At 71.2% G+C, this 20726-nt stretch carries 12 protein-coding genes; 10 read left to right on the plus strand and 2 right to left on the minus strand.

Annotated features, from left to right (window positions below; genetic code table 11):
- Positions 1–126 precede the first annotated feature (126 nt).
- Together EF387_RS13075 and EF387_RS13080 are read left to right on the plus strand one after the other, a co-directional pair.
- Positions 127–1656: a CYTH and CHAD domain-containing protein gene (locus tag EF387_RS13075; RefSeq protein WP_128376704.1), complete on the plus strand. Its 1530-nt coding sequence runs from the start codon at positions 127–129 to the stop codon at positions 1654–1656.
- Positions 1657–2095: 439 nt separating this feature from the next.
- Entirely contained in the window at positions 2096–4054 is a 1959-nt protein-coding gene (locus EF387_RS13080) for a TIGR03960 family B12-binding radical SAM protein (RefSeq protein WP_128376705.1), read from the plus strand.
- A 371-nt stretch (positions 4055–4425) separates the two neighbouring features.
- Here EF387_RS13080 and EF387_RS13085 read toward each other — a convergent pair whose 3' ends face one another.
- A complete protein-coding gene (locus tag EF387_RS13085) occupies positions 4426–7527 on the minus strand; it encodes an AfsR/SARP family transcriptional regulator (RefSeq protein ID WP_128376706.1) in 3102 nt (1033 codons plus the stop codon).
- Between the two features lie 785 nt (positions 7528–8312).
- The gene (locus tag EF387_RS13090; RefSeq protein WP_202918232.1) at positions 8313–8672 is read right to left on the minus strand and encodes a hypothetical protein; all 360 of its coding nucleotides are present in this window, start codon (positions 8670–8672) and stop codon (positions 8313–8315) included.
- Between the two features lie 337 nt (positions 8673–9009).
- Here EF387_RS13090 and EF387_RS13095 point away from each other — a divergent pair, with 337 nt between their 5' ends.
- From EF387_RS13095 to rpmA, 8 genes are all read left to right on the plus strand, one after another.
- Positions 9010–10059, plus strand: a complete 1050-nt coding sequence (locus tag EF387_RS13095; RefSeq protein ID WP_128376708.1) for an aldo/keto reductase — start codon at positions 9010–9012, stop codon at positions 10057–10059.
- A 261-nt stretch (positions 10060–10320) separates the two neighbouring features.
- Positions 10321–11100, plus strand: coding sequence for an SDR family NAD(P)-dependent oxidoreductase (locus EF387_RS13100; RefSeq protein ID WP_128376709.1), 780 nt, complete (start codon positions 10321–10323; stop codon positions 11098–11100).
- Between the two features lie 215 nt (positions 11101–11315).
- Positions 11316–12527 (plus strand): hypothetical protein, encoded by a 1212-nt coding sequence (locus tag EF387_RS13105; protein ID WP_238431492.1) that lies wholly within the window; start codon positions 11316–11318, stop codon positions 12525–12527.
- Between the two features lie 188 nt (positions 12528–12715).
- Positions 12716–13516, plus strand: a complete 801-nt coding sequence (locus EF387_RS13110; protein ID WP_128376710.1) for a TIGR03936 family radical SAM-associated protein — start codon at positions 12716–12718, stop codon at positions 13514–13516.
- Between the two features lie 260 nt (positions 13517–13776).
- Positions 13777–18201 carry an Rne/Rng family ribonuclease gene (locus EF387_RS13115; RefSeq protein ID WP_128376711.1) on the plus strand — a complete coding sequence of 1475 codons (4425 nt, stop codon included), beginning with the start codon at positions 13777–13779 and terminating at the stop codon, positions 18199–18201.
- A 275-nt stretch (positions 18202–18476) separates the two neighbouring features.
- Positions 18477–19829 carry a phospholipase D-like domain-containing protein gene (locus EF387_RS13120; RefSeq protein WP_128376712.1) on the plus strand — a complete coding sequence of 451 codons (1353 nt, stop codon included), beginning with the start codon at positions 18477–18479 and terminating at the stop codon, positions 19827–19829.
- 306 nt (positions 19830–20135) lie between these two features.
- A complete protein-coding gene (gene rplU, locus EF387_RS13125; RefSeq protein ID WP_004931419.1) occupies positions 20136–20456 on the plus strand; it encodes a 50S ribosomal protein L21 in 321 nt (106 codons plus the stop codon).
- A gap of 14 nt (positions 20457–20470) precedes the next feature.
- Positions 20471–20725: a 50S ribosomal protein L27 gene (rpmA, locus tag EF387_RS13130; RefSeq protein ID WP_023550764.1), complete on the plus strand. Its 255-nt coding sequence runs from the start codon at positions 20471–20473 to the stop codon at positions 20723–20725.
- Position 20726: the final 1 nt, after the last annotated feature.

A 20726-nucleotide genomic window follows, 5' to 3' on the forward strand; every position in this document is an offset into this window, starting at 1 on the left:
GCGCGTACTCGATCCACCGCCCACCCACGCCGGCACAGGCGAAGTCCCATGTCGGCGTGGGTGCCTTCGTCGGCGCGGAGTCTTCGGGGACTGCCCACGGCCGGGATTCCCGACTAGATTCAGTCCATGGCGGACACCAAGCGTGAAATCGAGCGGAAGTACGAAGGTCCCGTGGCCGGTGACGCAGCGGTGCTGCCGGACCTGACCCGCGTACCCGGCGTCGCAGAAGTCGTCGACAAAGGCGTCGCGGATCTCGACGCCGTCTACTACGACACGGTCGACGAACGCCTGGCGGCAGCGAAACTCACCCTGCGCCGGCGCACCGGTGGCGACGACGCGGGCTGGCACCTCAAGCTCCCGGTCTCCGACGGCGTACGCGACGAGATCCACGCCCCGCTCTCCGGCACCGTCCCGCGCACCCTGTCCGGCCTCGTCCGCTCCCGGATCAGGGACGCCGAACTCGTCCCCGTCGTAAGGCTGTTGTCGGCACGCGACGTCCGCCATCTCGTCGACGCCGACGGCGCGCTGCTCGCCGAGGTGAGCATAGACACCGTGCGCGCCGAGCGGCTCAGCGGCGGCAAGGGCACAGCCGAGTGGACCGAGATCGAGGTCGAACTGGCCGACGACGGCGACCCCGAGTTCCTCGACAAGGTCGACAAGAAACTCCGCAAAGCGGGCGTCCGCCGCTCGTCGTCACCGTCCAAACTGGCCCGCGCGCTGAGCGAGACGGCGCCCGGGAAGCCGCGCAAACGTAAGGACGTGCCGTCCGCCCCGCAGCCGGTGCCCGGCAGCGCCGGTGATTACGTCCTCTCCTATGTCCGCGCCCAGTACGACGCGATCATCGAGCTCGACCCCGCCGTCCGCCGCGACGTCTTCGACTCCGTGCACAGCATGCGCGTCGCCACCCGGCGCATGCGCAGCGTCTTCCGTACGTACCGCAAGGTCCTCGACCCCGCCGTCACCCGGCCGCTCGGCGACGAGCTGAAATGGCTGGCCGGGGAACTGGGAGTCGACCGCGACCAGGAGGTGCTCACCGACCACCTCACCGCCGCGCTCGCCGAACTGCCCCGCACCCTCATCGCCGGACCGGTCCGCGGACGGCTGCGGACCTGGACACAGGCCCGGCGCGGCGGCTCCCGGCGCCGGCTGATCTCGGTCCTCGACGGCAAGCGCTATCTGGCGTTGCTCGGCTCGCTCGACGCGCTGCTCGCCGAGCCACCGCTGCTGCCCGGCGCGGCGGGAAAGCCGGAGAAGGTGATCGGCAAGGCCGTGCGCGAGGACTTCGGTGCGCTGTCCGCCCTGGTCGAGCAAGCCCTTCAGGCGCCGCCCGGCACCGACCGCGACACAGCGCTGCACGAGGCCCGCAAGAAGGCCAAGCGCGCCCGGTACGCGGGCGAGTCCGCCACCCCCGCGCTCGGCGAGCGCGCGGAGACGCTGGCCAAGGCGATGAAGTCCCTGCAGAACCTGCTCGGCGGGCACCAGGACAGCGTGATGATCCGCGAGGCCCTGCACGACCTCGCCGAGCAGGCCCACGCGGCGGGCGAGAACGGGTTCACCTACGGGCTGCTGTACGGGCGCGAGGAACAGCGGGCGGCGGCGGTGGAGGCCGCGCTGCCGGAGGCGTGGGAGGGGATCCGCGCGCGGGTGGCCGTCTGAGTGGGGGTGGCGGTCTGAGTGGGGGTGGCGGGCTTAGTGGGGTGGCCGTCTGGGCGGAGCGGTCTTAGTGGGGGCGTCTGGGCGGGGCGGCGGTCTTGGTCGGGTGGCCGTCCGAGCGGAGCGGTCTGAGCGGGATGGTCTGAGAGGGGTCGTCTGGGCGCGGTGGCCGTCCGACGGGGCCGTCTGGGCGGGGGGTGGCCGTCGGAGGGTGATGGCTCACTGGGCGGGGCCGTCCGAGCGGGCCGTCTGCGCGGGGGTGGCCGTTCGAGGGGGCCGTGTGGGCGGGGGCGGCGCGCGTCGGAGGGGGATGGCTCACTGAGGGGGCGGCCGTCCGAGTGGGGATGGACGTGAGAGGCGGCGTGGGCCGGCCGTGCCAGGGGGGTCTCCGGCCGCGTTAGGCTAGATGGTCACCCCTGTCAGGCTCACGAAGGTTCGCGAGATGTCTGCCGAAGCCGCTGCGGCCGCTGTGTCAGTGTTCCCGCAGCTCGAAGCTCTGCTCCCGCATGTGCAGAAGCCGATCCAGTACGTCGGCGGAGAGCTCAACTCCACGGTCAAGCCCTGGGAGTCCTGCGACGTCCGCTGGGCGCTCATGTACCCCGACGCGTACGAGGTCGGGCTGCCCAACCAGGGTGTCATGATCCTCTACGAGGTCCTCAACGAGCAGGAGGGCGTCCTCGCCGAGCGCACCTACAGTGTGTGGCCGGACCTGGAGGAGCTGATGCGGGAGCACGGCGTCCCGCAGTTCACGGTGGACAGCCACAGGCCGGTTCGCGCTTTCGACGTCCTGGGCCTGAGCTTCTCCACGGAACTGGGCTACACCAACATGCTCACGGCCCTGGACCTGGCCGGGATCCCCCTGGAGTCCAAGGACCGGACGGAGGACGACCCGATCGTCCTGGCCGGCGGCCACGCGGCCTTCAATCCCGAGCCGATCGCGGACTTCATCGACGCGGCGGTGATCGGGGACGGCGAGCAGGCCGTGCTCGACATGACGAAGATCATCCGTGCCTGGAAGGCGGAGGGCCGCCCCGGCGGCCGTGAGGAGGTCCTCCTCCGCCTGGCGAAGACCGGCGGGGTGTACATTCCGGCGTTCTACGACGTCGAGTACCTCCCCGACGGTCGCATCGGCCGCGTCGTCCCCAACCGCTCCGGCGTCCCGTGGCGCGTGTCGAAGCACACGGTGATGGACCTGGACGAGTGGCCGTACCCCAAGCAGCCCCTCGTCCCGCTCGCCGAGACCGTCCACGAGCGCATGTCGGTCGAGATCTTCCGCGGCTGCACGCGCGGCTGCCGCTTCTGCCAGGCCGGCATGATCACCCGCCCGGTCCGGGAGCGCTCGATCACGGGCATCGGCGACATGGTCGACAAGGGCCTGAAAGCGACGGGCTTCGAGGAGGTGGGCCTGCTCTCCCTGTCCTCCGCGGACCACTCGGAGATCGGCGACATCGCCAAGGGCCTGGCGGACCGCTACGAGGAAGACAAGATCGGTCTCTCCCTCCCCTCCACCCGGGTCGACGCCTTCAACATCGACCTGGCGAACGAGCTGACGCGCAACGGCCGCCGCTCGGGCCTGACGTTCGCTCCGGAGGGCGGCTCGGAACGCATCCGCAAGGTCATCAACAAGATGGTCTCGGAGGAGGACCTGATCCGGACCGTCGCCACGGCCTACGGCAACGGCTGGCGCCAGGTGAAGCTGTACTTCATGTGTGGCCTGCCGACGGAGACGGACGACGACGTCCTGCAGATCGCCGACATGGCGACCCGAGTGATCCAGAAGGGCCGCGAGGTCTCCGGCTCCAACGACATCCGCTGCACGGTCTCGATCGGCGGCTTCGTCCCCAAGCCCCACACTCCCTTCCAGTGGGCCCCGCAGCTCTCCGCCGAGGAGACGGACGCCCGCCTCGAGAAACTCCGTGACAAGATCCGCGGCGACAAGAAGTACGGCCGCTCGATCGGCTTCCGCTACCACGACGGCAAGCCCGGCATCGTCGAGGGCCTCCTCTCCCGCGGCGACCGCCGCATCGGCGCCGTGATCCGCGCGGTCTACGAGGACGGCGGCCGCTTCGACGGCTGGCGCGAGCACTTCTCGTACGACCGCTGGATGAGTTGCGCGGACAAGGCACTGGCGGTCTTCGGCGTGGACGTCGACTGGTACACGACCCGCGAGCGGTCGTACGAGGAGGTCCTCCCCTGGGACCACCTCGACTCCGGCCTCGACAAGGACTGGCTCTGGGAGGACTGGCAGGACGCCCTCGACGAGACGGAGGTCGAGGACTGCCGGTGGACACCGTGCTTCGACTGCGGGGTGTGTCCGCAGTTCGATACATGGCCACAAGTGAGCAACAGCGGGAAGAAGCTGCTGCCGCTGACGGTCAAGAAGTCGGCTCCGACGAGCTGAAACGGGCGCGGGGGTGAGCGGTGAGGCGTTGCGGCGCATTTCCGAGGCGCTGACGGAAGCGAGCGAGGAGGAGGCTGCCGCCGTGCTCCGTGAGCTTGGTGCTCGGGCTGGGCGGCAGCGGTCCTTGCGGGATACGCCGAGAACGCCCTTGCCGCCGCCTGGGGACTCGTCGCAAGAAGCTGTTGCCGCTCACGGTGAAGAAGGCCGAGACCAGGGGACACGCACACTGACGTCAGTGAGGCGTTGCGGCGCGTGTAGAGGCCCCTGGGAGCGCGTGTGGAGGCCGCCGGGAGACGGTAGCCGGGAAGAGAAAGAGCTGCGTTCTCCGCCGCCGCTCCTGCGGCGGCGGTCTCCTTCTCGCGGTGTTCAGGTCACCAGCCGGCGGGGCGCAGGTGTGGCAGTGAGGTCGGGTGGCGGAGGTCCAGTTGGGTGGACAGCTCTGCTGCGCTCTCTTCGTGGTGCCGGGCTGTCGGCGGGTCGGCCTCAGCCAGCAACCGTACGAGTACCTGGTGCGCCTGGGCTTCTTCGTGGAGGTGGTGATCTTGTCGGGCAAGAGTGAGGGCGAGCGTGCACTGCTGGACTGCCTCGGTCTCCTGCCCCAACGCGTCGAGGGTCCGGCCGAGTTCGGTTCTGGCATGCGCCTCGAGTCGGCTGTCGTTGTCCAGCATCGTCACTGCGGAGCGTTGCGCCGCCAGCGCCTCGTCCAAGTGACCTGAGTCACGCCGAGCCGCGCCGATGAGCACGAGCGTCTCGGCTTCGCCTTCCTTGTCACCGATCCGCTTCCGAAGGTCGCGGGCTTGCTCGAGGTGGCCGAGGGCCTCTTGGTGGGCGCCGAGGGCGATCAGGCATCGGCCCAGGGCCGTCAGTACATGGTCGTCGGGGCTGAGTTGACCGAGTTCCTCGCAGCAGGTGTAGGCCGCCCGGAGATAGGACAGCGCTGTCTCGTGCTCGCCCTGCAGTCCTCGGACGGTGCCGCGGGTCCAGTAGGTGATGATCTTCGCGTCGATTCCCAGCGGGGACAGGCCGGCGATCTCCGAAAGTACGGCGAATGCCTGCTCCGCGTGGTCGTGCGCTGCCGAGTGGTCGCCTCGCTGCACGTACATCAGGCCCAGCAGGGCGAGCGTGTGCGCACGGAACTCCTTGTTCTCGTGGTTCTCGTGCAGTTTCGCCGAGGCGGTCAGCAGGTCGTAGGCGAGGGTGGTGTGGCCGGCCGACCAGTGGGCCAGTGCCAGCAGCGTGTTGAGCATCGCCTCCCCGCCCTCGGCTGCGTCCTGTGCCGCGGACAGGCCCTGCTCGAGCAGTTCGATCGGATCGCCGACGACGTGTCGGGCCAGAAACTGCCAGAGGGAGATGGCCAACTGCCAGGAGTAGTCGCTGTATCCCTCCGCGGCGGCGCACCGGGTCGCGGCCAGGAGATTGCTTCGTTCGGCCATCAGCCAGGCCTGCGCCGCTTCAGCCTGTGTGCCCCCTTCCGCGAGGCGTGCTGCCGCATCCGCCACGGCCCCCAGGTAGTGGACGAGCATCCGCTCGGTCACCTGCGGGTCGTCGGCCAGGCCGCGGGCGTACTGCCGCAGCAGGTCGTGCTGGCGGTAGCGGCCGACCGCGGGCTCTTCGGCCAGATGAACGTCGATCAGCCTCTGCAGTGCGTCGTCGGCCGCCTGTACCGGGAGGCCCGTCATCGCGGCGATGACGGCGGCGTCCGCGTCCGTGCCGGGATGCCGCCCCATGGCGCAGAACACCTGCTGGTCGGTGGTCGAGAGCTGTTGGTGGGACATGCTGAAGGCCAGGGCCACCTCTTGGCCGGCGAACAGCTTCGGCAGTCGCCGCCGGACACTGGCGAGTTGTGCCGACAGATGCGCGATGGGCCAGGCGGTACGGTGCGCGAGCCGAGCCCCGGCCAGTCGCAGCGCCAGTGGGAGTCCCGCACACAGGCGGACGATGCCGGCCACCGCATCCGGTTCGGCGGCAGCCCGGTCGGCCCCCACGATCCGGGCGAAGAACGCCGTGGCCTCCGCTTCCGGCAGTACGGACAAGGGCAGCGGGCGTGCCCCGGCCAGACCGGACAGCCTGGCCCTGCTGGTCACGATCACGAGGCCGGGGCCGGCGGGCAGCAGTGAGGCCACCTGTGCTTCGTCCACGGCGTTGTCGAGGACGACCAGGAGCGGCATCGCCGCCGTCTTCGCCCGCCACCGCGCCTGTGCGGAGCCGGGCGCAGTGACCCCGAGCTGGCCCAGCAGCATCTCCACGGCTTCGTCGACCGTCAGCGGTGTCTTTCCCGGACTGTGGCCCTGGAGATCGACGAAGAGGGCACCGTCCGGAAACCGATCGGCGAGCAGGTGCCCGGCCTGAACGGCGAGCGACGTCTTACCGACCCCGGCCATCCCGTCGACGGTGTAGAGGGCCGCACCGTCATCTACGGCCGCCACCAGGCGGGCGAGTTCGTCCTCCCGTCCGGTGAAGTCGGGCAGAGCGCGAGGAAGGCAGTTACGCCCTGCCACGGCGGCCGTGCTCGGTTCCGGGGAGCCAGGATCGTCGTCACGAGCCGGACGAGCCGGACGAGCCGGACGAGCCGGACGAGCGGATCGAGTGGCTCCAGCGGATGACAGAGTCCGGTCGGGATGCCGGTCATCCGACGTCCTGGGGCTCGGCGGCGTGGGCGGCCGTGACAGCAGGGAACTCTGTGTCGGTCCGGAGCCGGATGGATCGGCGGTGGCGGTTGAACCGATCGGACTGACAGCTGCGTCCGTGGTGAGGATCTGCTGGTGCAGTTGCCGCAGAGCCGGTCCCGGATCACAGCCGAGCTCATCGCCCAGTCTTCGTCGGATGACGTCGTAACTCCTCAGCGCATCGGCTTGCCGCCCGCACCGGTACAGGGCGAGCATCAAGTGTCCGGCCACCCGTTCGTCCAGCGGATGCGCCTCTGCCCGCGCTGAGCATTCGGCCAGGATCCGGGTGTGCTGTCCCAGCCGCAGCCGCACCTCCACCAGCTCCAGTTGTGCGGCGAGTCGCTCCGCGTCCAGCCGGGAACGCTGGGCGTTGAACCATGGGGTGTCCAGCCCGGCGAAGGCGTCACCGCGCCACAGCCCCAGGGACTCGTGCCACAACGCCTGCGCACGCTCATCCACATCGGCCGCGCGGGCCTGAGCCGTCAGGTGACGGAACCGGTGCAGATCCACCGCCTCCGCATCGACCCTGAGCCGGTAGCCGCCCTGCTCCCGCACGATGTCCGCCCCCGGCTCCGCCAGCGCCTGGCGCAGCCGGGACACATACCCGTACAAGGTTTCCCGGCCGCGCCGCGGAGTCCGCTCGCCCCACACCCGCTCGACCAGCGCATCTGCCGGCACCGCCTGGTCGGCATCCACGAGCAGCGCACCCAGGACCTGCCGCTGCCGCGCATGTCCCACATCCACCAGCGTCGTGCCCTGCCATGCCTTGATGGCGCCGAGAACACCGAACCGCACAGCCTTCTCCAAGTCTTGATCACGCCAACCCTGGGTCTACCCGCCGTTGATGAGCGCCCCCAAGCCCCATTCAAGACTTCTTGAAGGTTTTCCGAAGGCAGCCTCTGCACAGTGGGTCACGTAACAGCCGAGCACGGCAGGTACGGGCTGGTGCCGCGGTCGATTGTTGGGCCGCCGGAGCAGCCCTGGCAACAATGCGCCGGCCGCCGAACTGCTGTTGCGAGCCCGGAGAAGCCCGTCTGCCGACGGGCGGCCGGAGGGCGCCGGGCCGGTTCAGGGGGAGCCGGGACCGGCGTCCGCGAGGGGGACGCCTGTGTGCCGATCCCGAGGAGGAACCACGACGTCTGCGTTGAGAGAGGGGGTTGACGCGAATGGCCATGCCTTGGCGACCGCTGCCGTTGGACGAGCCGGACGGAGCAGCCGGGGCGTGACCGGTCTCTCCCGTCGGCGGAAGCAGTGCTGCACGCGTGCGCAAGGAGCGCAGCCGAGTACGGGTCCAGCAGTGCCCCGAGGGGGGGAGCACTGCTGGCCCGGCCGGCGGACTCCCGGACGGCAGGGGGAAACGCTTCGGGGGAGCCGGGCCGGCATCCGCCGCGGAGTCCAGGAACTCTGCCCGCACACTGCCGGACGGTGGCGGATGCTGCAGCCTGTCGGCAGCGGGCACGAGTTCGGTTCCGGTTTCGTGTCACCTTCTCGGCCGTGAACGGCCGAGTTTGTTGGCTCGGTCGTTCACACCTCGTCGCGCTCCCGACTGCCCCCTACGACAGGACGGTCACGGGTCGCATCTCCCACTCCGGTCAGACCGGGTGTGGGACGGGCATGGTGACGAATGCCCACGCCGAGCGTGCGCGGTCGCGCACGTTGACCCCGGCGACGACGTCGGCCGGACCAGCGAGCCCGCACCGACGACAGCGGAAATGATCCCGGGCGGGCCGGTTGTTCTTCACCGCCCGCACCGCCGGTTGCGCGGACAGCCCGAAGGTGGCTTTCAGATCCGTGTACACCTCCTTCTGCAGGCCGTTGCGGTCCTTGAGACCTTTGGCGAAGGCAACCTGCGAAGCGTAGGTGGCGGCCCGGTTGCAGGTACGCAGGGTCGCCTCGAGTGCCGACGCCTGCTCAGGCGTCGGCAGCAACTTCACCTGCACGACCAGCTTCACGACACCGGACCGTAGTACGACTCCCGCACACACGACTGCCGTTCACCCGACGCTCACCGCAACCGGTGACTCACGGACCGATCGTTCGCATTCCCCGGCTCCGCCGGGCAGCCGTGCGGACGCTCCGCGCCGGACGAAGAGCTGACGCGGCGACGCTCCGCGCCGCGGCCGACAGCAGGCGATTTCTCCCCGGCGTGAACGCCGGGGCATCCTCACCAGAAGCAGGTGAAGCGATCCGGCAGGGCCCGTCACGAGCGGGGGCGACGCTTGCCCTGGAGTGGACTCCAAGTCGTATGGTCGCGGCATTTCCAGCAGGACGACGTCCAAGGAGAGATGCATGCGCCACCGCGTTCTGGGCGGGACAGGCATCGAGGTCAGCCCCTACTGCCTCGGCACCATGATGTTCGGCTCCATCGGCAATGCCGACCACGACGAGTGCGTCCGCATCATCCACGCCGCGCTCGACGAGGGGATCAACTTCATCGACACCGCCGACATGTACTCGGCCGGAGAGTCGGAGACTGTCGTCGGCAAGGCGCTGAAGGATCGCCGCGACGACGTGGTCCTTGCGACGAAGGTCCACTTCCCCATGGGTGAGGGCCCCAACCGGAGCGGGAACTCGCGGCGTTGGGTCGTCCGGGCGGTGGAGGACAGTCTGCGGCGGCTGGGAACGGACTGGATCGACCTGTACCAGGTGCACCGGCCGGACCACACGACCGACATCGAGGAGACGCTGTCCGCGCTGACCGACCTTGTGCGACAGGGCAAGATCAGGGCGTTCGGCTGCTCGACGTTCCCCGCCCACGAGATCGTCGAGGCGCACCACGTGGCCGACCGCCGCGGGCTTCAGCGGTTTCGCACCGAGCAGCCGCCCTACTCGCTGCTGGCCCGAGGTGTGGAGAAGGATGTGCTGCCGGTGACGCAGCGCCTGGGGATGGGGGTTCTGACCTGGAGCCCGCTGGGCTCGGGTTTCCTGACCGGCCGTTACCGGAAGGGCCGGGCTCTCGATCTGAGCAGCGGACGTCCCACCCTGCACCCGCACCGCTTCGACCCGTCGGCGCCGCGCACCGCCGCGAAGCTGGAGGCGGTGGAGCAGCTCGTCGCCGTGGCCGAGGAAGTGGGCTGCTCGTTGCCGGAGTTGGCCATCGCCTTTCCGCTCGCGCATCCAGCCGTCACTTCGGTGATCATCGGCCCGCGCACGATGGAGCAACTGCGGAGCACGCTCAAAGGCACGTCCGTGCTGCTGGACGACGCCGTCCTCGACCGGATCGACGAGATCGTGCCGCCCGGTACCGACGTCTATCCCCCGGACGGCGTGTGGGCTCCGCCCTCGCTCACCACACCGGCGCTCCGGCGACGCACGGCGGAGTCCAGGCCCGCCGCCTGAGATAGGCCCGGTGGCCACGGGTCAGGCCCGGTGGCCACGGGCCACGTCCGGTGGCCACCGGCGATCGGGTACGGGAACCGCGCCCGTCCCGGGCTCCCCGCAACCGCTCCTCACAGGGAAGAGCGGTCCGTCTGCTCGGCGGGTGGCCTGGCTTGTCCTCCGACCGGGCCCGCACCTGCTGGCCGCATGATCACTCGCGTCACCGACTTCGCCCACGGTCCCAGGCACTGTCGCCGTGGACGCGCCGTCTAGGGTGCGGGCATGAGCTCGCGCGATTACCTCTCCGAACTGTTCTCGCTGGACGACCGGGTCGCCGTGGTGACGGGCGGGAGTTCCGGCATCGGCCGAGCCGTCGCCGGGGCTCTGGCGCGAGCGGGGGCGAGCGTGGTGATCGTGGCCCGCAAGGAGGCGGAGCTGGCCGCGACCGTCGACGAGTTCGCGGCGGACGGCTGCCGGGCCGGCTGGGTGAGCGCCGATCTGAGCACCCGCGCCGGGGTGCGCGCGGCGGCGGAGCGGGCGGCCGCGGTGTTCGGCGAGCCCGACATCCTCGTCAACAGCGCCGGGATCAACCTGCGGCCGCCGATGAGCGAGCTGGGAGAGGACGTGTGGGACGCCACCATGGCGGTGAACCTGGAGGCGCCCTACCTGCTGGGCCAGCGGTTCGGCCCCGGCATGGCCGAGCGGGGCTTCGGACGGATCATCCACATCACCTCCCAGCAAGCGCACCGGGCGTTCGTCCACAGCGGCGCCTACGGCGTATCGAAGGGGGCGCTGGAGTCGCTGGCCCGCTCACAGGCCGAGGCGTGGTCGGCGCACGGCGTCACCTGCAACACGCTGGTGCCCGGCTTCGTCATGACCCCGCTGAACGCGCGGTTGTCGTCCGACCCGGAGAAGGTGGCGGCGCTGGCCGCACGCACGATGGTCGGGCGCAACGGCCTGGCCGAGGACTTCGCCGGAGCGGCGGTGTTCCTGGCCGGCCGCGCCTCCGGCTATGTCACCGGACAGGCGATCCACGTCGACGGCGGGTTCTCCGTCCACTGAGCCGACGCCCCAGACGAACGAGGATCAGCACCCGGGATCCCGGGCCATCGCCGATCACCCGTGTTCTCGACGGCGAGCCGGTGCCTGCGCGTGATGGTTCAAACACGTGACGTCCGAGTCGGGCGGCGGGGAGTTCGAGGACGAACCGGGCGGGAACTGCGGTATTGGGTGCCTACGGGCGCATCCGTTGAAGTCGCCCCTGCGTCTACGTCGGTATGGACCTCGAAAAGCGCCCCGTCGACGCGCCGGTGCACCGAGCACCCGCGCAGCCCTCGGGTGAGGGCTGTCTGGTGGTGGCGATCCGGATTCCGGTACGGATCGTCGTCCTGGTGCTCGTCGTTCCCCTGCGGATGGTGTGGGACGCGCTCGTGGTCGGCGGACGGTTTCTGAACGACACCGTGCTGCGGCCCGTCGGGCGCGGCCTGATGTGGGTACTGGCGCCGGTCGGGCGGGCGCTCGTGTGGCTCGCCGAAGGGACCGCGACGGCCGTCGGCCTGGCGCTGCGGGGCGTAGGGGTCGCGCTGCTCTGGCTGGGTCGGCTGCTCTTCGTGTGGCCGTGGGTCGCGCTGTGGCGGTACGTGGTGGTGCCGGCCGGCACGGCTCTCGGGTGGCTGGGGCGGATGCTGGTCGTGGTGCCCGCCGTGTGGCTGTACCGGCGGGTGCTGACACCGGTCGGACACGGGGTCGCGGCCGGTCTCCGTTGGCTGTGCGCGTGGCTCCTCACACCGGCCGGGCACGGGATCACCTGGCTCGTGAGGGGCATCGGGACCGTCGTCACGGCCGTCGGTACGGGGGTGTACCGGGGTCTCGCGTGGCTGGTGCGGTACCTCCTCGTCGTACCGGCGGTGTGGCTGTACACGTGGGTGCTCACACCGGTCGGGCGTGGGATCGCATGGGCCGTGCGGGCCCTCGTGACCGGTCTGCGGGCCGTCGTGACCGGTATCGGCGTGGCGCTGTACTGGATCGCGCGGGTGCTGTTCGTGCTGCCCGCGGTCGCCCTGTGGCGCTGGGTGCTGGTGCCGGTCGGGCGTGTGCTGGTGGTCGTCGGGCGGGAGACCGGCGAAGCGCTCGGGCACGCATGGCGGGTCGCCGGGCACATCTCGCTCGTCGTGGGACGGTTCCTCGGGCGGCTGCTGCGGTGGATCTTCGTGGAGCCGGTGGTCTGGGCGTATCGGACCGTGCTGACGCCGTTGGGGCACGTCGTGCGCGACGCGCTGTGGCGCCCCGCGGCCGGGGCGGCGAGGAGCGTCGGCCGCGTCGTCCGGCAGGCGGTAACGGCGGCCCGGGACGGTGCGCGTCAGGCCCTCACGGCGGCCCGGGACGGGGCCCGGCAGGCCCGCGCCGACTTCCGTCGGATGCTGTTCGGGGCGCCGAAGCGGCCCGAGCCGGTGGCCCTCACCAAGCCCCCGGTCAAGCAGAAGGCATAGGCCCCATCGATGGATCACCGGCCGGTCGCCGCGGCGTCGCGGCGCCCATGGAGATCCATCAGAAGGGCAGGCCCGACGGGAACCGATACGCGGTGCGGCGCGTACTCTAGGTAGCAGTACGACCGCACTCACGAAGGAACAGGACACTGGGCAAGCGACAGCCCGAAGGCCCGCCGCCCGCACCCGCGGTGCAGCGCATCCGACTGCGTTACACCAAGCGCGGCCGCCTCCGGTTCACCAGCCACCGTGACTTCCAGCGCGCCTTCGAGCGTGCGTTGCGCCGTGCCGAGGTACCGATGGCGTACTCGGCGGGGTTCACACCGCACCCGAAGGTGTCGTACGCCAATGCCGCACCCACCGGCACGGGCAGTGAGGCGGAATACCTGGAGATCGCGCTCACCGAGGCGCGCGACCCGGAGAAACTGCGAGCGCTGCTGGACGAGTCGCTGCCCGGCGGGCTCGACATCGTCGACGCGGTCGAGGCCCGGACCTCCGGGCTCGCCGACCGGCTGACGGCGTCGGTGTGGGAACTGCGCCTCGACGGCGTGGACCCCGCGGACGCCCAGCATGCGGTGGACGCCTTCAAGGCGGCGGACACCGTCGAGGTCCAGCGCCGCACGAAGAACGGGATGCGCACCTTCGACGCCCGTACCGCAGTCGTCAGCCTCGACGTGAGCGACGGCGGGGGCGACGGAACGCACAGTCCACAGCCTGATAGGCCGACCGACCAGCCCTGTGCGATACTGCGGCTGGTTGTTCGGCACGTGACGCCTGCCGTACGACCCGACGACGTCCTGTCCGGTCTCCGAGCTGTGGCCGACCTGGCGCCGCCGGTCCCCGCAGCGGTGACCAGGCTGGCGCAGGGGCTCTTCGACGAGGAGTCCGGCACGGTGACCGACCCGCTCGCGCCCGACCGCGAGGCAGTCATGGCCGCCCCGGCCGCTCTTCAAGGGGCCGCTCCGGCTGCCGCCGCGACAGCGCCGGCGTAAGGAAGGTTCCGCGTAGGAAGGTCGCCGTAGCGCCGCCCTTGGACTCGGGAGCCACCTGGGTCGGGCAGCGCACCGACACAGAAGACTTTCGCCAGGCCGTACGTATACCGCGTACGGAACCGGCGAGAACATGACACAGAGAGCTCCCGTGCGGCGCCCGCGCCCCGGACGGCGGCACCGCGCAACGCGCGAGCCGCGGACGTCACCGGCACCGCCGGACCAGGCGCGGCGCCCGGGAGCCTGACGGGAGACCCACCCGCATGCTCGAACCGATCGAACCTGCCGAGTCCGCACCGGGCTCCGAGAACAGCACCCCCAGCGACACCCTGCCGCCGCGCCGCCGCCGTCGCGCCGCGTCGCGGCCCGCGGGGCCGCCCACGTCCGCCACCGACACCGCGGTGGAGACCACCACACCCGCCATAGCGGCCGCGACGACGGAGGACCTCGTGGCGGACCGGCCGACGCCGCCCGCCGAGGCGGAGGTGCCGGAAGGCGCCACCGCGGCCGCCGTCGAGCCCACGCAGCTCGTGCCCGCGGAGCTGGAAGAGGCCGAGACCGAGACAGAGGCCGAAACCGAGACAGAGGCCGAAACCGAGACTGAGGCCGAAACCGAGACTGAGGCCGAAACCGAGACTGAGGCCGAAACCGAGACCGAGGCCGCCGAGGCGGCGCCCGTCGGCGCTTCCGCCGCTCCCCGCCGTGCGCGCCGGCGCGCCTCCGCTCCCGCCGGTGCGCCCAAGGGCGCGGAGGCGGTGGAGACGGTGGTGCCGGTGGAGTCCGCCGGGACGACCGCGTCCGCCGACGAGCCCAACGTCCCGGCGACCGTCTCCGCCGAGCCGGCGGCCGGTAGCACCGAGCCACCCGCTCGTACGCGCCGCCGGGCCACCCGTCGGGTCTCCGCGCCGACGGGTACGCCGAAGAGCGCCGACGAGGCCGCCGAGACGGCGGCGACGGTCGTGACCGCCGAACCTGCCGGGACCGGGGCCGGGACCGGCGAGGCCGTCGAGCCCCAGGCCGCCGCGCCGGTCGCAAGCTCCGGTACCGACGCGTCCGCTGAGACCGCCGCGCCTACTGAGACCGAGGCGCCCACAGAGACCCCCGCGGCAGCTGAGACGCCCGCGACCGCAGAGGCGTCGGCCGACTCCGAGACCGCCGCCCCGCGCCGTACCCGCCGTCGCGCCACCCGCCGGGCCTCCGCGCCCGCCGGTGCACCCGCGACGAGCGAGGACGCGGCAACCGACGGCACGACGAGCGAGGGCGCTGTGACCACCGAGACCACCCCCGCCGACGAGTCCGTGACGGCCGCCGCCGAGGCCCCGGCCGCCGTCGTGCCCGAGCAGCCCGCCGCCGAGGCCGACGACACCACGCCGCGCCGTACGCGTCGCCGTGCCGGCCGCCAGGCCGCCGCGCCCGCCGCCGCACCGGAGACCGCTGCCGAGGCCGGCACCGAGCCCACCGAGGTCGCCGAGCCCGCCGAGGCCCAGGCCGAGGACGCCGAGGACGGCTCGCACCGCCGTACCCGTCGTCGTGCCGCACGTCAGGCCGCCGTCGGGTTCTCCGAGCCCGCCGTGCACAAGACCGTCGTCGAGGAGGCGCCGGCGCGTCCCGCGCGCCCGGCGGTGGCCGTGTTCCAGGCGCCCGTCTTCACCGAGCCGATGTTCCAGACGCCGGAGCGGGCCGCCGCCGCGGCCGCGGCCGAGGCGGCCGAGGAGACCGTCGAGGCGAGCGAGGAGGAGAGCGGCGCACGGCGCCGGCGCCGCAGGCGCGGCGGGGCCGACGAGGACGTGCCGACGACCGAGACTGTCGAGACCACCGAGCAGGCGGCCGAGACCCACGAGGCCCACGAGGCCCACGAGGCCGATGAGGCGGAAGAGCCGGAGGACTCCGCGGAGGAGGCCGGTGAAGCGGGCGACGACAGCGAGGAGACGGGTTCCCGCCGTCGCCGCCGTCGCGGTGGCCGGCGTCGGCGCCGTGGCGAGGCCGCCGACGGTGAGGCGCAGGAGAGCGACGAACTCGCCGCCGAACAGGCCGCCCAGGACGCCGAGGACACCGCCGAGCAGGCGGAGGAGGACGCCGAGGACGAGCACGAGGAGTCGTCCGGCGGAGGCACCAGCAGCAGCCGGCGCCGTCGTCGTCGTCGGCGTCGCGCCGGTGACACGTCCGTCGACACCGAGCCCGGCGAGGGCGACCCGGAGCGCACGATCGTCAAGGTCCGCGAGCCGCGCAAGCCCGCCGAACCGTCCGACGAGGTGCAGTCCATCAAGGGCTCCACGCGTCTGGAGGCCAAGAAGCAGCGCCGCCGCGAGGGCCGTGAGCAGGGCCGCAGGCGCGTCCCGATCATCACCGAGGCCGAGTTCCTGGCCCGCCGCGAGGCCGTCGAGCGCGTGATGGTCGTGCGCCAGAGCGGCGAGCGCACGCAGATCGGCGTCCTCGAGGACAACGTGCTCGTCGAGCACTACGTCAACAAGGAACAGTCGACCTCGTACGTCGGCAACGTCTACCTCGGCAAGGTGCAGAACGTGCTGCCGTCGATGGAGGCCGCCTTCATCGACATCGGCAAGGGCCGCAACGCCGTCCTGTACGCAGGTGAGGTCAACTTCGAGGCGCTCGGCATGGCCAACGGGCCGCGGCGCATCGAGTCCGCCCTCAAGTCCGGCCAGTCGGTCCTCGTGCAGGTCACCAAGGACCCGATCGGCCACAAGGGTGCCCGGCTGACGAGCCAGGTCTCCCTGCCCGGCCGCTACCTCGTCTACGTCCCCGAGGGGTCGATGACGGGCATCAGCCGCAAGCTTCCCGACACCGAGCGGGCGCGTCTGAAGACCATCCTCAAGAAGATCGTTCCCGAGGACGCGGGCGTCATCGTGCGCACCGCCGCCGAGGGCGCGAGCGAGGAGGAGCTGCGTCGCGATGTCGAGCGGCTGCAGGCGCAGTGGGAGGACATCCGGAAGAAGGCGAAGAACGGCAACGCCCCGACGCTGCTGTACGGCGAGCCGGACATGACGGTCCGCGTCGTCCGCGACATCTTCAACGAGGACTTCTCCAAGGTCATCGTGAGCGGCGACGAGGCGTGGGAGACCATCCACGGATACGTCGCCCATGTCGCGCCCGACCTGGCCGAGCGGCTGCAGCGGTGGACCTCCGAGGTCGATGTCTTCGCGACGTACCGCATCGACGAGCAGCTCGCCAAGGCGCTGGACCGCAAGGTGTGGCTGCCGTCCGGTGGCTCGCTGGTGATCGACAAGACCGAGGCCATGGTCGTGATCGATGTCAACACCGGCAAGTTCACCGGGCAGGGCGGCAACCTCGAGGAAACCGTCACCAGGAACAACCTGGAGGCGGCCGAGGAGATCGTCCGCCAGCTGCGGCTGCGCGACCTCGGCGGCATCGTCGTCATCGACTTCATCGACATGGTGCTGGAGTCCAACCGCGACCTCGTGCTGCGCCGGCTGCTGGAGTGCCTGGGCCGCGACCGTACGAAGCACCAGGTGGCGGAGGTGACCTCGCTGGGCCTGGTCCAGATGACCCGCAAGCGGGTCGGCCAGGGCCTGCTGGAGTCCTTCTCCGAGACCTGCGTCCACTGCAACGGCCGTGGCGTCATCGTGCACATGGAGCAGCCGTCCGCCCCCGGTGGCGGCGGCAAGCGCCGCAAGCGCGGCCGGGGCGGCGCCGAGCACGAACACGAGGTCGTCGTGGAGGTCGTGGACACCGAGGAGGTGCCGCAGACCGCCGACGAGACGGAGGCCGAGACCGTGGCCGAGGTGGCCGCCGAGGTCGCCGCGCCGGCGGCGCTCGCCGCGCCGGACTTCGCGCCCGACGAGGAGCTGTACAGCAGCGTCGCCGAGGCGGAGGCCGCCGCGTCCCGCGGTGGGCGTTCGCGTCGCCGGGCGACCCGGCGCGTGTCCGCTCCGGCGGGTGCGCCCCGACCGGAGTCCGCTCCGGCGCAGGCCCGTCCGGAGCCGGTCAGGCCGCGCGAGGAGGCGCACGCCGAGCCGGTCGCCGTCGAGGACCCGGTCGTCGAGCCTCCCGCCACCCCCGTGGCGGAGGACGCTGCGCCCAAGGGCCGTACGCGCCGTCGCGCCACCCGCAAGGTGACGTCCCCGGCCGGTTCGCCGAAGATGGCGGACGAGGACGCGGCGACGATCACCGAGTCGGCCGCACCGGCCGCACCGGCTGCACCGGCCGCGCAGGAGCCGGCCGCCGAGGCCCCGGCAGAGGACGAGGCCCCCGCCGCGTCGGCCGCGCCCGTTCCGGCGGCGGACGAGGCCGTCGAGGCCGCGCCCGCCCGCCCGCGTCGCCGTGCCGTGCGCAAGGCCACCGCGCCCACCTCCTCCGAGGAGACGGCCGTCGTGGTGGTCCCCGCGACGACGGACAATCCGGCGGAACCGGAAGCCGCGGAAGAGCAGGCCGCGGAATCGGCTGGTTCCGAGGCGGCGGTCTCGTCGGCGGAGTCCGCCTCCGCGGAGGAAGCGGGCGAGGAGGCCGCGCCGGCCAAGAAGACGGCCCGCAAGCCGGCGAAGAAGGCGACGGCCAAGAAGGCCGCCACCAAGAAGACGGCGGCGAAGAAGACGGCCGCCAAGAAGACCGCCGCGAAGAAGACGACCGCCAAGAAGACGGCGGCGAAGAAGACGGTGGCGGCCGAGCAGCCGGCGCAGCCGACGGTGTCGGCGTCCGCCGACGAAGGCTGAGCCGCGAGAGGCGATCGCCTCCCCGGTGAACCGGTGCCCCGGTCCGGCGGTTAGTCCGCCGGCCGGGGCACCGGTGTGTCACGGCCATGTGCGCGGATCGGGCGGATGGTGGTCCGCTACCGCGTTGCGCGCGAACGCCCGCATATCGGGAGTATCACAAGAATCGCTCGCCTCTTGGAGCACGAACGCTTGCTTGTGAAACTCAGGCGTCACAGGTTTTCGAGTACCGGGCGGCGTTGGGGAGAGCGCTTGCTGGCGGCAGGGGAGGGGATCGTATGGTGCGCGTGTGCCGAAAAGGCACTGGGCGGCACCGTGCTGTGAAGCCGGTCACGGGCGCGCGCCAGGCAGTCGCGCTGGCGACGGTGCTTTCCGCGGCAGGGGTGCAGCTGGCCGCCTCGGGCGGGGCCGCGGAGGCGGCCGACGCGACCACCTGGACCGAGGGGCCGATCTTCAACGACCCGTTGGGCACCACCGACGCACAACTCGCGATCCGCACGCGGCTGCTCGAACTGACCAACGCCGCACTGCCCGGGTCGACGATCAAGATCGCCGTGTACCACCTGTGGGAGACGACCGTCGTCAACGCCCTCAAGGCCGCCAAGGGCCGCGGCGTCGACGTGCAGGTGCTGCTGGACGAGTCGAGCATCAGCGACCGGCCCGCCAACACCGCCTACGGCAGCCTCGCCGCCGCGCTCGGCACCGACCGTACGCAGCGGTCGTACGTGGTGACCTGCCCGGTGGACAAGTCCTGCCTCGGCGACCCGAAGTACGGGCAGTCGATCATGCACAACAAGTTCTGGCTGTTCTCGGCGGTCCAGGGCGCCACGAACGTGGTGGTGGAGACGACGTCCAACTCGACGCCGTCCGCGCACACCAAGTTCTTCAACGACGCCCTGCTGCTGCCGGACAACCCGACGATGTACCAGGCGTACTCGGCGTACTTCGACAAGCTGGTCGCACAGGACTGGTCGACCTGGAAGTACCGCACGGTCAGCAACGGCCTGTACAAGGCGTACTTCTTCCCGCGGGCCGGCAACACCCGGGACACCGACACCGTCTACTCGGTGCTCAACAACGTCCAGTGCACCTACAAGGACAGCGCGGGAGTCGCCCGCAGGACGTGGGTGCGGGTCGCCGTCTTCAAGATCACTCGCCAGGCCATCGCCGACAAGCTGCTCTCACTGAAGAGGCTCGGCTGCAACGTCAGCATCGTGTACGCGGAGTCGGACAGCGCCAGGAGCACCGGCGGAACCCCGGGAACCTGGGAGAAGCTGCACACCTCCGGCGGCCCGACCGTGCGCTGCTACAACGACGACCGGGACCCGCTCAACCCCGGACAGAAGCTGATCGCGCCCTACATCATCCACTCCAAGTACATCCTCATCGACGGCATGTACGCCGGTGTGCGGAACAAGGTCAGCTTCACCGGCTCCGGCAACTACACGGGGCCCGCGCTGCGCGAGAACGACGAGTCGATCATCAAGATCGACGACGACACGGTCCACAACATGTACAAGGCGCACTTCGACAAGGTGATCGCGGTCGCCTATCCCGGCAGGGCGGACACCACCGACCTGTGCATGGGCGTGAAGCCGCTGCCCGCGGACGGTGAGAAGCCCGCGCCCTGAGCCGGGCGGGACGACGATCTGGCCGGGCCGGCCAGGCTCGGGCCGCGAGCCGACGGTCCGAGCCGGCAGTTCCCGCGGCCGTGCCCGCCCGCGCCGTGACTGTCCCGAGCCCGGCGGGGGCTCGGTTTGACCCCCCACGCCGGGCCCCGTAACCTTGAGCGTCGGCGTGTCCTCAGGCGCGCCACATCCCCGTAAACCTCATCCTCCCGGGCACCTGGTGCACCTGGCCGCCCCGGAGAGGCCGTTCGCGCTGCTGAGCGGCTGGACTGCGGGGGTGCCGGTCCCGAGTGAGAGAGTGAGATCCGCGTGTACGCCATCGTGCGCAGCGGTGGTCGCCAGCACAAGGTTGCTGTCGGCGACATCGTTGAGGTTGACAAGATTTCCACTGCCAAGGTTGGCGACACGGTCGAGCTCTCGACCCTGCTCGTTGTCGACGGCGACGCTGTGACCAGCGACCCGTGGGTGCTGGCCGGCATCAAGGTCCAGGCCGAGGTCGTGGACCACCACAAGGGCCAGAAGATCGACATTCTGCGCTACAAGAACAAGACGGGCTACCGCCGTCGTCAGGGCCACCGCCAGCAGTACACGGCGATCAAGGTCACTGAGATCCCCGCGGCTGCGAAGTAAGGGACTGAGGAGAGATGGCACACAAGAAGGGCGCATCGTCCACCCGTAACGGTCGTGACTCCAACGCTCAGCGCCTCGGCGTGAAGCGCTTCGGCGGTCAGGTCGTGAACGCCGGTGAGATCCTGGTCCGCCAGCGCGGCACCCACTTCCACCCGGGTGCGGGCGTCGGCCGCGGTGGCGACGACACCCTGTTCGCGCTGCAGGCCGGTGCGGTGGAGTTCGGTACCCACCGTGGCCGTAAGGTCGTGAACATCGTCCCGGTCGCCTGAC

It is taken from the genome of Streptomyces cavernae (assembly GCF_004023625.1).
Lineage (GTDB): Bacteria > Actinomycetota > Actinomycetes > Streptomycetales > Streptomycetaceae > Streptomyces > Streptomyces cavernae.